12 protein-coding genes are annotated in these 12,742 nt (G+C 59.6%); 8 read left to right on the top strand and 4 right to left on the bottom strand.

Annotation, left to right across the window (positions count from 1 at the left end):
- The first annotated feature begins 16 nt into the window (after positions 1 to 16).
- Together ACWTU8_RS18095 and ACWTU8_RS18090 are read left to right on the top strand one after the other, a co-directional pair.
- A complete protein-coding gene (locus ACWTU8_RS18095) occupies positions 17 to 313 on the top strand; it encodes a hypothetical protein (RefSeq protein WP_455849246.1) in 297 nt (98 codons plus the stop codon).
- Positions 314 to 715: 402 nt separating this feature from the next.
- The gene (locus ACWTU8_RS18090; RefSeq protein WP_455849245.1) at positions 716 to 3,247 is read left to right on the top strand and encodes an NAD-dependent epimerase/dehydratase family protein; all 2,532 of its coding nucleotides are present in this window, start codon (positions 716 to 718) and stop codon (positions 3,245 to 3,247) included.
- Positions 3,248 to 3,339: 92 nt separating this feature from the next.
- Here ACWTU8_RS18090 and ACWTU8_RS18085 read toward each other — a convergent pair whose 3' ends face one another.
- Positions 3,340 to 3,594, bottom strand: a complete 255-nt coding sequence (locus ACWTU8_RS18085) for a DUF982 domain-containing protein (protein WP_029356128.1) — start codon at positions 3,592 to 3,594, stop codon at positions 3,340 to 3,342.
- A 205-nt stretch (positions 3,595 to 3,799) separates the two neighbouring features.
- Positions 3,800 to 4,954 carry a serine hydrolase domain-containing protein gene (locus ACWTU8_RS18080; protein WP_455849244.1) on the bottom strand — a complete coding sequence of 385 codons (1,155 nt, stop codon included), beginning with the start codon at positions 4,952 to 4,954 and terminating at the stop codon, positions 3,800 to 3,802.
- A 630-nt stretch (positions 4,955 to 5,584) separates the two neighbouring features.
- On the opposite strand from ACWTU8_RS18080, the gene ACWTU8_RS18075 reads away from it, so the two are divergent.
- A complete protein-coding gene (locus tag ACWTU8_RS18075; RefSeq protein WP_455849243.1) occupies positions 5,585 to 6,109 on the top strand; it encodes a metallophosphoesterase family protein in 525 nt (174 codons plus the stop codon).
- Here the strand turns inward: ACWTU8_RS18075 and ACWTU8_RS18070 are convergent.
- Positions 6,097 to 7,167 (bottom strand): ribonuclease Z, encoded by a 1,071-nt coding sequence (locus tag ACWTU8_RS18070; protein WP_455849242.1) that lies wholly within the window; start codon positions 7,165 to 7,167, stop codon positions 6,097 to 6,099. The genes ACWTU8_RS18075 and ACWTU8_RS18070 overlap by 13 nt on opposite strands.
- A gap of 264 nt (positions 7,168 to 7,431) precedes the next feature.
- On the opposite strand from ACWTU8_RS18070, the gene ACWTU8_RS18065 reads away from it, so the two are divergent.
- The 4 genes from ACWTU8_RS18065 to ACWTU8_RS18050 all read left to right on the top strand — a co-directional run bounded on the left by ACWTU8_RS18065 (position 7,432) and on the right by ACWTU8_RS18050 (position 10,599).
- Positions 7,432 to 8,580, top strand: a complete 1,149-nt coding sequence (locus ACWTU8_RS18065) for a DUF3182 family protein (RefSeq protein WP_455849241.1) — start codon at positions 7,432 to 7,434, stop codon at positions 8,578 to 8,580.
- A 168-nt stretch (positions 8,581 to 8,748) separates the two neighbouring features.
- Positions 8,749 to 9,132, top strand: coding sequence for an STAS/SEC14 domain-containing protein (locus tag ACWTU8_RS18060; protein ID WP_455849240.1), 384 nt, complete (start codon positions 8,749 to 8,751; stop codon positions 9,130 to 9,132).
- A gap of 9 nt (positions 9,133 to 9,141) precedes the next feature.
- Entirely contained in the window at positions 9,142 to 9,363 is a 222-nt protein-coding gene (locus ACWTU8_RS18055; RefSeq protein ID WP_455849239.1) for a hypothetical protein, read from the top strand.
- A 708-nt stretch (positions 9,364 to 10,071) separates the two neighbouring features.
- On the top strand, positions 10,072 to 10,599 hold the full coding sequence (locus ACWTU8_RS18050) for a YciE/YciF ferroxidase family protein (protein WP_455849238.1): 528 nt from the start codon (positions 10,072 to 10,074) through the stop codon (positions 10,597 to 10,599).
- A gap of 634 nt (positions 10,600 to 11,233) precedes the next feature.
- Here the strand turns inward: ACWTU8_RS18050 and ACWTU8_RS18045 are convergent.
- Positions 11,234 to 11,545: a hypothetical protein gene (locus tag ACWTU8_RS18045; RefSeq protein WP_455849237.1), complete on the bottom strand. Its 312-nt coding sequence runs from the start codon at positions 11,543 to 11,545 to the stop codon at positions 11,234 to 11,236.
- A 267-nt stretch (positions 11,546 to 11,812) separates the two neighbouring features.
- On the opposite strand from ACWTU8_RS18045, the gene ACWTU8_RS18040 reads away from it, so the two are divergent.
- On the top strand, positions 11,813 to 12,610 hold the full coding sequence (locus ACWTU8_RS18040) for a 4'-phosphopantetheinyl transferase family protein (RefSeq protein WP_455849236.1): 798 nt from the start codon (positions 11,813 to 11,815) through the stop codon (positions 12,608 to 12,610).
- Positions 12,611 to 12,742 lie beyond the last annotated feature (132 nt).

Raw genomic sequence — 12,742 nt, 5'->3', positions numbered from 1 at the left:
TTGGAAGCGATCCCACATGTCCGAGTTGACGAATGAAGAGATCGAGGGGCGGCTGAACGCCCAGCGAGAGACTCTGGCGCTGATCGTCGCGCTGCTTGCCGGCCTCGACGCGACTTCCGAGCGAATATGGGCCGAACTGGAGGCCCGTTTTCAATTTCAGAATAATCAGGAAGACCCCGGCGTCCTGCCAAGCAGTGCGTTCGCCATTGAGAGTGCGATGATGCGGGAGTTCAAGCTGATCGTCGAGGAAGCGCGGGCACGCAAGGCGGAATGGAACGACACAGACAAGCCACCCATAAGAGGCGCTAGCTGAAATCGCGAGCCTGGCGAGTGCGACGCTGCACCAAATTCGCTTCGCTGCTGAGCGGCCAATCGAACGCTGCATCGTGCTTGGCGACAATCAATTGATGCCAGTCACGCCTTGAGCCTCGGCCGCCGCGGAGAGCGTTGCGCGGAGGGAGCCATATTTTTCTGGCCTGACTCGGAAACATTTCCGGCATGCCAGTGTTTAACGCACTGAGTGGGCGCGAGGCGCAGTTCCTTGTCGTTCAGGCGATCCTCCTTTGAAGTGTAACGGTACCGCCACGACAGAGCTTGAGGAGGTCAGGATCAATCCAGTTCTAAGGTGCCTAGCGAGCCGAGGAAGGCCAAAGCGCATCGCGCCATCGGGCCTCTCTTCCAACGCGAACGGGCCTGACTAATGGCAAATCACGGCATGACCCTTCCGACGGTTCTTATCACCGGCAGCAGCGGCTTCCTGGGGCAGGCGATTGCGCGAGGTTTGATTGACCGCTACCGGGTTATCGGCCTCGATGTTGCAAAACCGAAGCATCCCCCCGCCGGCATGGAGACGATCGGGATCGATCTCACCTCCGATGAGAGCGTGAGTAGGGCTGTGGAGGCGGCACGCGAGCCCAGCGGCGGTCGCATCGCCTCGGTCATCCACCTTGCCGCCTATTACGACACGACCGGCAAGGACAATCCGAAATATGACGCCGTCACCGTGCAGGGCACGCGCCGGCTCCTGAATGCGCTAACGGCGATCGAGACCGAGCAATTCGTGTTTTCCAGCACGCTTCTCGTCCATGCCCCAAGCCCGCGGAGTGGCACGAAAATCAATGAGGACTCGCCGCTCGACCCGGCCTGGGCCTACCCAAAATCGAAAGCCGAAACCGAGGCGCTGATTTCGAGGGAGCGCGGCGGAATCAAGACGGTGATCCTGCGGCTCGCCGGCGTCTATGACGAAGATTGCCGGGCGGCCTTTATTGCCCAGCAGATCGCTCGCATCTTCGAGCGCTTGCCGACCGCCTATTTGTTCGCCGGCGATATCACCGCCGGTCAGCCCTATCTGCACAAGGACGATCTCGTCGATGCGGTGGTGCGTACCGTCGACCGGCGCGCCGAACTTCCGGCCGAGACCGTGCTTCTGATCGGCGAAGAAGACACACCGTCATACGAGGAGATGCAGAAGCGCATCGGCCGGCTCATTCATGGCGAGGACTGGCGCACCTTAGTGTTGCCGAAGCAGCTGACGAAGCTCGGCGCGTGGGTGCAGACGGAGGTACTCGACCAGGACACCGACATCAAACCGTGGATGATCGAGAATTCGGACGATCATTACGAGATCGACATCTCGCGAGCCAAAACTCTGCTGGGCTGGGCGCCTAGACACAGCCTGTTGGACACATTGCCGGAGATGATCCGCCGGCTGAACCAGGACCCCACAGACTGGTACGCGGCCAACAAACTTGATCCGCCCGTTGTCGCGGCTTCGGATCCTGAGATCGAGCAGGCCGAAAGGCGACTTAAGGGAACGCTCGAACGAAGCAAGGAAGACGTCGAAGCGGCGATAAAGCGGCATCGGTCGAGGACGCTCTGGGCGCCGATGACCAACGCTGCGCTCGGACTGTGGCTGGCCACATCGCCGATGACAGTTGGCCTGTTCGACCCCGTCGCAGCCGCAATACCCCCCGCTCTGGGGCACGCTATTGGGGAGCCACAATTCCGCAACGCCGGTCTCGGTGTCAGCGAGATCGTTTCCGGCCTGCTCGTGACGGTCTTTGCGTTGATGGGGATGTTCCGGCGCTGGCGCTGGGTGCAGTGGGTCGCGGCGTCGCTCGGTCTTTGGGTGATGCTTGCGCCGTTGCTGTTCTGGACGACCAGCGCCGCGGCCTATGCCATCGACACGCTCGTCGGCATGCTGATCGTCGCCTTTGCTGTAATGATCCCGCCGACCCCCGGCGTCAGCCGCCGTGCGCTGGCGGCCGACGACGACCGCCCGCTGGGCTGGACCTATTCGCCATCCACCTTCACGCAGCGGATCCCCATCGTGGCGCTGGCCTTTGTCGGCCTATTCGTTTCACGCTATCTCGCCGCCTACCAGATGGGCCACATAGATGGGCTGTGGGATCCCTTCTTCGGCCCCGGCGGCGCGCCGGTGCGCAATGGCAGCGAGGCGGTGGTGACGTCATGGGTCTCGAAGGGTTTTCCAATCGCCGATGCCGGGCTCGGCGCTTTTGCCTATAGCCTCGACATCCTCGCCGGCGCGATCGGCGATCGCCGGCGCTGGCGCACCATGCCGTGGATGGTGCTCCTCTTCGGTTTGCTGATCGTTCCGCTCGGCGTGGTCAGTGTGTCCTTCATCATCATCCAGCCACCGCTGATTGGCGCGCTGTGCACACTCTGCATCCACCAGGCCGCGGTCACGGTGGTGCTGATCCCTTACTCGGTCGATGAGGTGCTGGCGACCATCCAATATCTCTGGGGCGCCACGAGGGCGGGCGAGCCGTTTTGGCGTACCTTCTGGATGGGCGGACCGGCGCTGTCGGAGAACCAGATACCTGACACCGACCTCGACCGCCCTGTGTCCGAGTTGCTGAAGGAATTCGTCACCGGCGGCGTTAATTTCCCATGGACGCTGGTAGCCAGCACGCTACTTGGTGCCTTGTTGATGACGACGCCATTGATCTTTGGCACAGAACCACCGCTCTACTTCAGCGATCACGTAGTCGGCTGTCTCATTGTCATGGTCGCAGTCACAGCCATGGCCGAAGTTGTCCGGCCGGTGCGCTTCTTCAATGTAGTTTTTGGTGCATGGATCGCGGTGTCACCCTTCGTGCTTTCCGGCGGTGGGACCACCGCGATCGTGGCGAACGTTGCGATCGGTCTGGCGCTGATCGTGCTCACCCTGCCGCGCGGCACGCGCAGCAACCAACATTATGGCGGTTGGGATCGGGCGATTGTCTGAGTAACTCATAGCGAGCGCGCGCGTGACGATCTGCAAGGGCAGGTCAAGGAAGAGATCGAGTTCCCTGAACGAGGCTCGGCCTGACCAGCCGGCTAGATTTGTTCGCCGAGCAGGATCCTCGCATCCTTGGCCGCGACGATGAACGCTTGGCGCGCGACCCTTGGCGGCTTTTCGCCGCGGATAACAGCAAGGCAGGCTTCGATTGCAGCGAGCCGCGTCTTGGACGCTGGCGTCGGCCAGTCCCTCAGCAGCACTTCAGCCGCGTCGGAGACAGACAAAACAACCCTGTCGCGATCGATCCGGCCGGGTTGAACGACTATCGGCTTTCTGAAACGTCTCGTACGCACGACACTCTCCAAAGCGAGGATATGCTAGCCGTGTCTATCGTTTTCGCCACCTCAAATGCACTGGTGCGCGGCTCGAAACACGTGCTCAACACCGACAGCGGTCACGAGATCCACAAGGATCAATCGCGACTCGATCCGCGAAGTGGTCGACGCCATCCGCGCCGGCAAGACAAGCCTGGGGCCTGACAAACTTCCGCCAGGTTCGTTATTTCGCCTTTTGAAGCGGTGACACCGTGTAGATCTGATCCAGTATCTTCACCATCAGGGTATTCGCGGTTGCCTTGCCATCGGGCGACAGCGTCAGGTTTGTCCATATGATCAGCGTGACATCGTTGACCGGGTCATGGCCCATGAAGGAGTTGTAGCCGGGCATCTCGCCGCCATGGAAATAGACCTTGTTCGGCCCGAAGGTGATCGCGGAGATGCCGTATCCGTACTTCTGGCCTTCAGGCTTGCTTGGGTCCTCTGGCTCGGGACTGTCCAGCCACTGGCGCTGATAGTCGGCATTGAGAACCTTGCCGCCGACGAGCGCGCGTATCCAGGTCGCAAGGTCGTCCGCGGTCGAGACGACGCCGCCTGCGGCAAAATACGGCGAAGGGTTTTGCCACGTGTCATCGTTCGGCTTGAGCGTTCCTGCCTTGGCCGCCGCCTGGAGATCGTCCGGATAGGGCGCATCAACCAGAGCGTATGAGGTGCCGCCGTAGAGGTAGCCGTGCGCATAAGGCTCGGGGATGGCGTTCGACGTGCTCACCGGCAGCGCCGTATTCTTCATGCCGAGCGGTCCGAACAAGCGATCCTGGAAGATGCTGGCCAAAGGCTGCCCTTCGATCTTTTCGGCGACGATGCCGAGCAAGTAATAGTTCGTATTGTTGTATTCGAATTGGGCGCCCGGTTCGAACTGTGTCGGCCGATCGAAGGCCAGGGCGAGTACCTCCTTCGTCGTCCACACCTTGTCCGGATCATGGTCAAGGCTTTGGGCAAGTTCCGGCGCGTTGGTGAAGTTATTGAGGCCACTCCGCATCTTGATGAGCTGGCGAATGGTGATCTTGTCACCGTTCGGGACGCCCGGAACGTATTTCGAGATCAGATCGTCGAAGCCCAGCTTCCCTTCCTGGACCAGTTGCACGATCACGGCGGCCGTCATCGTCTTGGTGTTCGATGCGGGCCGGAAATGGGTGTCGGCGCGCGGCGGGTTCGTGACCCCTAGCTCGGTTGTTCCGTAGCCGAAGCCAAAATTGCCTTGCGGAGTCTGCAGAAGAACCATGGCGCCGGGCAGCAGGAGTTCCTTAGCCGCACCTTCCACCATTGCCTGAAGCGCGACCGGGTCGATCGGCTTGAGAGCCGGTGTAGACGCGCCCATGGCGCTGCCCGTTGCGCACACCGCAATAACCACAGCGCCCACTGTTCTCGCTATCATTGTCTCACTCACTGGCCAGGTCGACGAGATGAACCCCTTCGGAAACCCTAGCCTCTGTCTGTGACCGGCAATAACAGCAACGGATGATGTCGCCGATGACTGGCTCTTATGAGCTGAGATCGGCGAGGGGATGACGAACCGATTGCCGGCCGGCGTGGTTGCGTGTCAGTTGCCTCTGGACTGCTGATCATCTCGTAGCGAGACCCTATCCCATCGGCGGCGAGATAGCCATGGCGAGGGGCGTTACTCGGCGCACTCGTCATCGACGTTTGGGCGGCGCCTCTCCGGAGTTTCTGCTTCTGGCGCGTTCCGGAGATGGCTCAAACCCGGCTTCCGGAGTTCAACCAAAGCGGACTCCGTTAGCCACCACAGCTCCCACGAGTCGATGAGTTCACGGCCTAGGTTCTTGCGATCTCAAGGTAATGCCACGAAGGTCCTTGATGGAAGCCTCCGGCTTCTGCCAACACAAGCAGAGGTGGCCAGAGCGCGGTGGCGCACTATCTCATCGCGCTCGACAGGCTCGACGAATGTATGGCGAGGTTCGGACATTGTCCGCAAAGGCTGTGAACGACCATGATCTATTTCACGGCCGACACACATTTCAGCGATCCGCGCATTCTGCGCATCGATCGTCGCCCGTTTGGCTCGCTGGCAGAACACGATCGAGCGCTGATTTCGCTCTGGAACGAAACCGTCAGCCCGGACGACGAGATCTGGCATCTCGGCGATTTTGCGAGGGGATCGGCCGAATTCGTTTCATCGCTACTGTCTTCTCTTCATGGCCAGAAACATTTGATTATCGGCAACAACGATGGCGCAGCGACCATCGGCGCCGCAGGTTGGGCCAGCACTCAACATTATAAGGAGCTGACGATAGACGGCCGGTTGCTGATCCTTTGCCACTATCCTTTTCGCACCTGGAATCAGATCGGCAAGAAATCGATCGATCTGCATGGCCATTCCCACGGCAGACTGAGCCCGGTTACACGCCAGTACGACGCGGGCGTTGACAGCTGGGATTTTCGCCCGGTCACCCTTTCCGGCATCCTTGCAAGCCGACGGCGGCGAACCGTGGGCCGGTATATTCAACGCAAGTGATCAAAACGCAGATCATACCCGCTGTTGCCTAATGGCTGGTATTCTTCGTCGCGCGGTTGAGAAGCGCTTACGGCGACCAGATTTGCCATGAACTCTGCACGCAGTTCATCCTCGTGTCCGAGATAACGGGGCGAAAAGTGCATCGGCACGGCATGTTCAACACCTGCAAGCCTGGCGATAGTGCCGGCTTCGGCTGCCGTGAGATGCCGCTTCGCTGCGGCCAGCTCGCGATCTTCCTGCAGGAAGCCCGCCTCGATAAACAACTGGTTCGCGCCGTGCGCAAGCGCAACGACACGCGCAAGATTTGCCTCATTGAAGGCGAGATCGGTCGCATAGACAATCCTCTGCCCGGGACCGGTTCTCAGGGCTCCGGCACCGAGCAGTTCGCCGACCGAGATATGCCGATCCGCGGTTGGCGCCAGCGCCGTTTTCGGATCAGCCCCGCGCCGGACCGCACGCTTGGCTTCGCTCAACCAAGGTCCGACGCGCAAACCCAGTGCTTCCAGTTGCGGTTTTTGCACATTGACCCGGATCTTTTCCTGAAACGCGAATGCAAGGCATGGAACGCCGTGGTCAAGCATTGCTGCTTCGACACGGAAATCGGGATCATCGAGCAGGACATTTCCTTCGGCTGAGGTCGAGGCAGTATCCTCTCGAGCGAAGCCCGATCGCGCCCGAAAGAGGCGGCAATGATGAAATCCGCCCGGCGTCCAGTCGCAGGCCGCTATCATGAAATCGTGGGACTGTTCGTCGAGGAGATTCCACGTGTATGCGTTGAGCTTGGCTTGCACGGCCGCGGTCAACCCAGGCGGGCCGAAGAAATGCACTGTTCTATTCCTGTATAGAAATAACCGCAGGAGCCGATCGAAGCCGGCGAAATGGTCCATATGCATATGTGATACGAATACATGGCTGACGCGCAGGATTTCGCGCGGCGAAAGTGGCGACAGATCACCAATGTCGAAGAGCATCGCCCGGTTGCCAAATCGGAAATCCAGAAGGAGCCCCGCATCCGAGAAGGGGTCGTTGACCAGGCGCGGCTGAGCCAGCAACGTCACCGAATTCACCCGATCCTGTTTTCGAATTTCGCCACCAGGCGCTCACCTTCAGACACGATCTGGACCTCACGTCTACCCCTCTAATCACGCGCTCCGGGTAGCGGTTCCCGACTTATATCGTTCGAAAGGACGCAGAAGGCGGCGAGCCGGCCGAACCAGGCTGAACGTTTCTGCCATCTTGCGCGTTCTCTTGGGTCGGAGCGAATCGCGGGCCGAAACATCGGCAAGCCGCGGCCACAATGAGCTAGCACCGGAACGAACGAGATGACCGAGCACAGAGGCACTCAGCCGAGCGAGGCAAAAGGCACCGTAATCGCATTCTCCGCGCCGGGCTGCGAGCCCCTCTACGCTCACGAACGGGAAGCTATGGCTGCCGTTGCCCGCACGATTGCGAGTCTCAAGGGATTTGCCTTCCAGCAGGGTCTAGGCAACAGCGGCGGCAACGGCTTGTATTTCGTGCCGGACGACAGCTTGCTTGCTCCCGTTGCGGCACGGCTAGGTATCAACGGGCCGCAGGATCTCTTCGGCGGCGTGGTGCCTTGGCGCTTCGCAATGACCAAGGCGATAACCCATGAAGTGGTCGACGGCTTGGCCAAGCGACCGAAAGAATGGTCAACCGACTTCGGCAGAACTGTCAGCGCAGCAGTATTGCCTGGCTACACGGTATTTTCGCGGCACGATGCGCTGCGAGCAGCGGAACGCCTGTTGAGGCTCGGGCCGGCGCGACTTAAGCCACCGCTTTCCTCGCGAGGCCAGGACCAGCACATTGTTCGCACGGTCGCTGACGTCGAGAGACTGCTCGCGCGATACCGCTCCCTCGACCTGGACGAGTGCGGCCTGGTGCTCGAAGCGGACCTTCGTGACATCGTCACGCTGAGCGTTGGCAGAACGGAGATCGATGAAATCATGGTGGCCTACTACGGCACTCAAAGGACGACGACCGATAATGCGGGACAATCCGTTTATGGGGGAACCGAAATCATTGCAGTGCGCGGTGGGTGGGAAGCTCTCGATGACCTTCAGCTTCCTCGCACACTAGCTTTGGCAATTGTTCAGGCGAGGGCCTATGACGCGGCTATGGCTGAGTATCCTGGATTTTTCGCCTCGCGGCGCAACTACGATATCGGCCAGGGTGTCGATTCGTCGGGCATCTGGCGATCCGGTGTGCTCGAAGCCAGCTGGCGCATTGGCGGCAGCAGTACTGCCGAGCTTGCGGCAATAAAAATTATGAAGCAGGACCCGGACATCCAACTCGTCCGTGCACACGCAGTTAAGGAGTTTGGCAATCCCAGCCGGCTACCGGTGAACGCGGACATTCACTTTCAAGGAGAAGACCCCGATGACGGGCCGATTACGCGCTATACCGTGGTCACCCATGCGACCCGGGAGCCGCCAAGGAAAGCGGCCGATTAGCATCGTAGACTTGCCTGCGCCGGCGATGGTCGCTGCACAACTCTGTGCCATTTGCGCCGGCCAATGAGCGTCAATTCTAGGATCGCAAAACGCTTAAGGACCAGGGAACATCCGTGAGCGGCCTGAGTTGTTCGGCATAACCTGAAACCCAATTCGAAGGACGAAAAAGTGATCGAGGTTATTTCTGCTCCTGAGAACGTCGCCGCTTTTCGCGTTGCCGGAACCCTGACCGCGAAGGACTGCGATAAAGTCATCCCGGTCATCGAAGAGAAACTGAGCGAACATCAAGAGATCGGCATCCTGGCCGACCTTGCGGGTTTGGAGGACATGACGGGCGACGCCTTGCGCCGCGATCTGCAGTCCGGTTTGAGCAAACTTGGCGAATTCCACCCCCTTCCAGCGTGCCGCGGTGGTGTCCGAAAAACAGTGGGTCAAGGCGGCTACGGAGATGACGGGCGCGCTTTTCCCGCAGATCGAGGCGCGGGTGTTCCCGGCGGACGAAAAGACCCAGGCGTTGGAGTGGGTAGCCGGCGTCCAATAGCGAGTATCTAAGGAGCGGCCATGCCAACCATCTACAACAAACGACAGGATTCGCAGGGCTTGTGGGAAGTCTATGACGACGAGAGCGAGGAAGCCGTCGTAGTTGACGGTTTGCCGCTCTCCGGCCTGGATGAAATCGAAGCCGACGAAGCCATTAGAAAACTCAAGCGGGGCGAGGTGACCTCCGACAACATTCCGCCGACGGCTCAGTCTGGGTGGCCTCCGACCAAAGACGGGCTATGATGGCTCAAGCTGTCTTGACTCGAACCGAGAGCGGACTGTTTCAGAGTTTCAAGATCCGGTGTTCAGAACGCACTGGCAGCAGCGGTAACTGCGCTAAACCCTGCTGATCATCGGCTTTGAACATTCGGCCCCAGCCAAGACGCGCTCGTATCCCTGGAGGATCGCGACAATCCGTGATCCCGATCACTGTACATTTCGGACCAAGCCCCGTCGGATCAGCGCGAGCCAGGTTGCAGGGGCGACATTTCCAGTGCATTCTCGCTGTCGTCAATGACCAACCAGTATCTTAACCACCAGTTGGAGTGCCCTTATTGCCTGACAATAAGGCTGAGGATTCCGGCCGACGCCGGTCCCGATGACAGGATCGTTTGCGACGACTGTGGCGAATTCCTGGGTTCATGGGATGATCTGCTTACCGATTTTGAGAAGCAGGGCGGACAGGATGGAGTGTTCCGTCTCGACAGGGGCCGTATCAGACGGATCGATTGAGCCGATTGCCCGGCGCGGGCCGATCGGGGGCGGGCCCGAAAGGCCGGCGCTGCGCCTCCGCTCGCCAGCGTAACCCTTTGCAGCGCCTGACTATGCGAACTCGGGGCCTCGGAAAATTTCCAGCGGCTCGAATCATCAGGGAACTTGTTGCCGGTCGGCGGGGTTATCGGACGCCTTCCTAGTTAGGGAGGCTAGCTCCAACCCCAGCGGGAGAAGACCATGCCAACTGCGAAGAAAGCCACGAAAGCGACAACCAAGGGTCTTGAGGACCTGTTCCTCGACGGGCTCAAAGATCTTTACTACGCCGAAAAGAAAATCCTGAGGGCCCTGCCGAAAATGGCGAAAGGTGCGGAGTCGGACAAAGTGACTGCTGCCTTCGAAAAGCATCGTATGGAAACGGAAGCTCACGTCGATCGCCTCGAGGAGGTGTTCGAGAAATTTGGCAAGGCAGCACGCGGCAAGACCTGTCCGGCGATCGACGGCATCATTGAAGAAGGCTCGGAAATCCTCGAAGAATATGAAGGTGCTCCTGCGCTCGATGCCGGACTGGTCGCAGCTGCGCAAGCCGTCGAGCATTACGAGATCGCCCGGTACGGTACTCTTATCGCCTGGGCAGAACAGATGGGAAAGGCCGATGTCGTCGCTCTTCTCAAAGCGACGCTCAAGGAAGAGGTCGCGACAGACGAAGCGCTGACGGGTCTGGGCGAGGGTGGGGTCAACGAACGTGCCCTTCAAGCGGCCGCCTAATTCTAGGGCACCGGCTGGCGGAGCCCCGGCAAGGGATCGCCGGCGGCTCCGCTCCGAAGATGCAGGTACCGTGCTTACCCTCCGAGATTCTTGACGCGCCTGACTGACAGGCGTTGCAGGAATTCGCCTGCAACTGCCAGGTTCGTTGACAATTCAGGCGCAACGCTGGGACTTGATTGGCTGGAATTCGACCATAAAGGGCGCTAATGGCTTCAAGGCGCTGTGCAGATATATGGGAAAGAGCAGGACGATGGATCCCGTGTTGTGGATAGCTTTCCTAGGGACAGTTATCTTGGTGCAGACTCCCCCGGCCCGGACGTTCCTTCCAAAATTCGTTGACCCGGCTTGAGGATCGGTGACCCTGCAATTGCTGTTACTGGGTGGCACGCGAAAGATCACCGGCCTATTAGTGCTAGAGCACAACGCGCTGGCGTCCAGTGCGGTTGGCGGTGGATCTTGGAGCAACCAAAGATACGGCTCTGGCAGCAGCGGATCGCCGGCTGTTTTATCATTGGTCTGGTCATTCGCATGGCCGTGAGTGGCGGAGCGACCGGTTAAGTAGCCCACGCCATGCGGCTCGCCCCGGCCTCACAGTCGGTAATCAAACGGCGGGCCGTTGCCCGCCTTCCATGGTTCAGTCACTCTCGCCGCCGAGCTTTTTGACATTGCTGCAGAATTCAGGGTGGGTGTTGGCGGCGTTGGCGTTTGCCGCCTCGTCATCGCAGACTTTTGTCATTGCCGTACGATCCTCGTCCGTCAGCGCTTTCCAAGCTGCCGTGAACTCGTCGTCGGACCGCATAGTCGTCATGCTAGAGTCGGTGTAGAACGGCTCCATCTTTGCGGGGTCATCCAAGGCAGACGTGCCTGTGTCGGGGCCTGCCGCGAGAGAAACGCCGCTTACCATAGAAAGCGCCATCGCGCCTAGACAGATCATCTTGTAGCTCATGACAAGATCCTTCCATTGTTACTGATCGCTAATGCAACGACCTGCTGGCAAACGGCCTGTTTCAGAAAAGGTTCCTTTCTCACTTGCTGGCACGGCACTTGACCCGTGCTTCTACAACCCGGATGGTCATCGCCAAGAGCGCGCTTACCTCTATCCTAAACTGGGGCGAAATCTGTTAGCGTTCCTTAATGGCTAGTCACCAGCTACCATTGGCGTCGATCGAGCCGACGCCATGCCGCGCTCTTCCGTCGGCGAAGAAAGTGTAAGATGAAGCAGACCGGTGTTGTCTTGCAAGACGATGGCGCGCGGGCGACGCCAGTTCTCGGCTTCGATGTCCATATATGGCGGATCGCCCTCGATACTCCAATTTCACAAATGGACCTGACCGCGCTTAGCCCAGCTGAATTGACCAGGGGCAGGCGGTTTGTGTTTGAGCGCGATCAACGACGCTACTTGGCAGCTCATGCCGCCTTGCGCACTGTGCTGTCAGTTTACATCGGCCAAGCGCCGGAAGAGCTTGATCTGCGCCAGACCCCCGAAGGAAAGCCTGTCCTTGCGGACCGGAGCCTCGCCTTCAACCTCTCGCATTCGGGGGAACTTGCCCTTGTGGCCGTGGCCGCCGCCGGACAGGTCGGCGTGGATATCGAACTCCTCGCCCCGCTGAGCGACGAGATGTCCATCGCCCGCTCTCTGTTCACGCCCGGGGAGGTCATGCAGCTTGAGTCCCTGACGTCAGACGCCCGTAGACTGATGTTCTACAGGTTTTGGACTTGTCGCGAAGCTTTGCTCAAGGCGGCAGGCGTCGGCCTCTCCGGAGAAGGACTTGAAATAGGCATGGAGGCGAACGGCGAGGCCTCTATCCTATCACCGCCCCTTGGGCTGATTGAGCCGACCAGGCTTAGTGAGTTCCGTCCAAGCGAACACCATGTGGCCGCCGTTGCCTGGAGTGCACGCGGTCCGCAGGCGGCCGCACGTGTCTTCGACTTTGACAATACGGCTTGCCTTGACGCTTCAGCAATTGGACGTCGGTTAGCGCCTGCTATTAAGCCTAGCCCGGAAGATTGAGCGGACGGTGCTCCTCTTAAAAATAGTAAATCGGCTTAAAAAAGCAGTCGGATCGGCTTAAAAAGCAGACATATTGGCTTAAAAGCAGTCAGATCGGCTTAAAAGACACATCTTGCGACAAAGATGCTTGCC

Source organism: Mesorhizobium sp. BHbdii (assembly GCF_053848045.1).
The sequence above is the reverse complement of the archived record's forward strand: the minus strand, read 5'-3'. Positions and strand labels throughout refer to the sequence as shown.

What these genes read in the sequence shown, in the direction of transcription:
- ACWTU8_RS18040 (WP_455849236.1), top strand. Translation starts at nt 11,813, where the DNA reads ATGAAGCAGACCGGTGTTGTCTTGCAAGACGATGGCGCGCGGGCGACG.
- ACWTU8_RS18065 (WP_455849241.1), top strand. Translation starts at nt 7,432, where the DNA reads ATGACCGAGCACAGAGGCACTCAGCCGAGCGAGGCAAAAGGCACCGTA.
- ACWTU8_RS18095 (WP_455849246.1), top strand. Translation starts at nt 17, where the DNA reads ATGTCCGAGTTGACGAATGAAGAGATCGAGGGGCGGCTGAACGCCCAG.
- ACWTU8_RS18090 (WP_455849245.1), top strand. Translation starts at nt 716, where the DNA reads ATGACCCTTCCGACGGTTCTTATCACCGGCAGCAGCGGCTTCCTGGGG.
- ACWTU8_RS18055 (WP_455849239.1), top strand. Translation starts at nt 9,142, where the DNA reads ATGCCAACCATCTACAACAAACGACAGGATTCGCAGGGCTTGTGGGAA.
- ACWTU8_RS18080 (WP_455849244.1), bottom strand. Translation starts at nt 4,954, where the DNA reads ATGGGCGCGTCTACACCGGCTCTCAAGCCGATCGACCCGGTCGCGCTT.
- ACWTU8_RS18050 (WP_455849238.1), top strand. Translation starts at nt 10,072, where the DNA reads ATGCCAACTGCGAAGAAAGCCACGAAAGCGACAACCAAGGGTCTTGAG.
- ACWTU8_RS18045 (WP_455849237.1), bottom strand. Translation starts at nt 11,545, where the DNA reads ATGAGCTACAAGATGATCTGTCTAGGCGCGATGGCGCTTTCTATGGTA.
- ACWTU8_RS18075 (WP_455849243.1), top strand. Translation starts at nt 5,585, where the DNA reads ATGATCTATTTCACGGCCGACACACATTTCAGCGATCCGCGCATTCTG.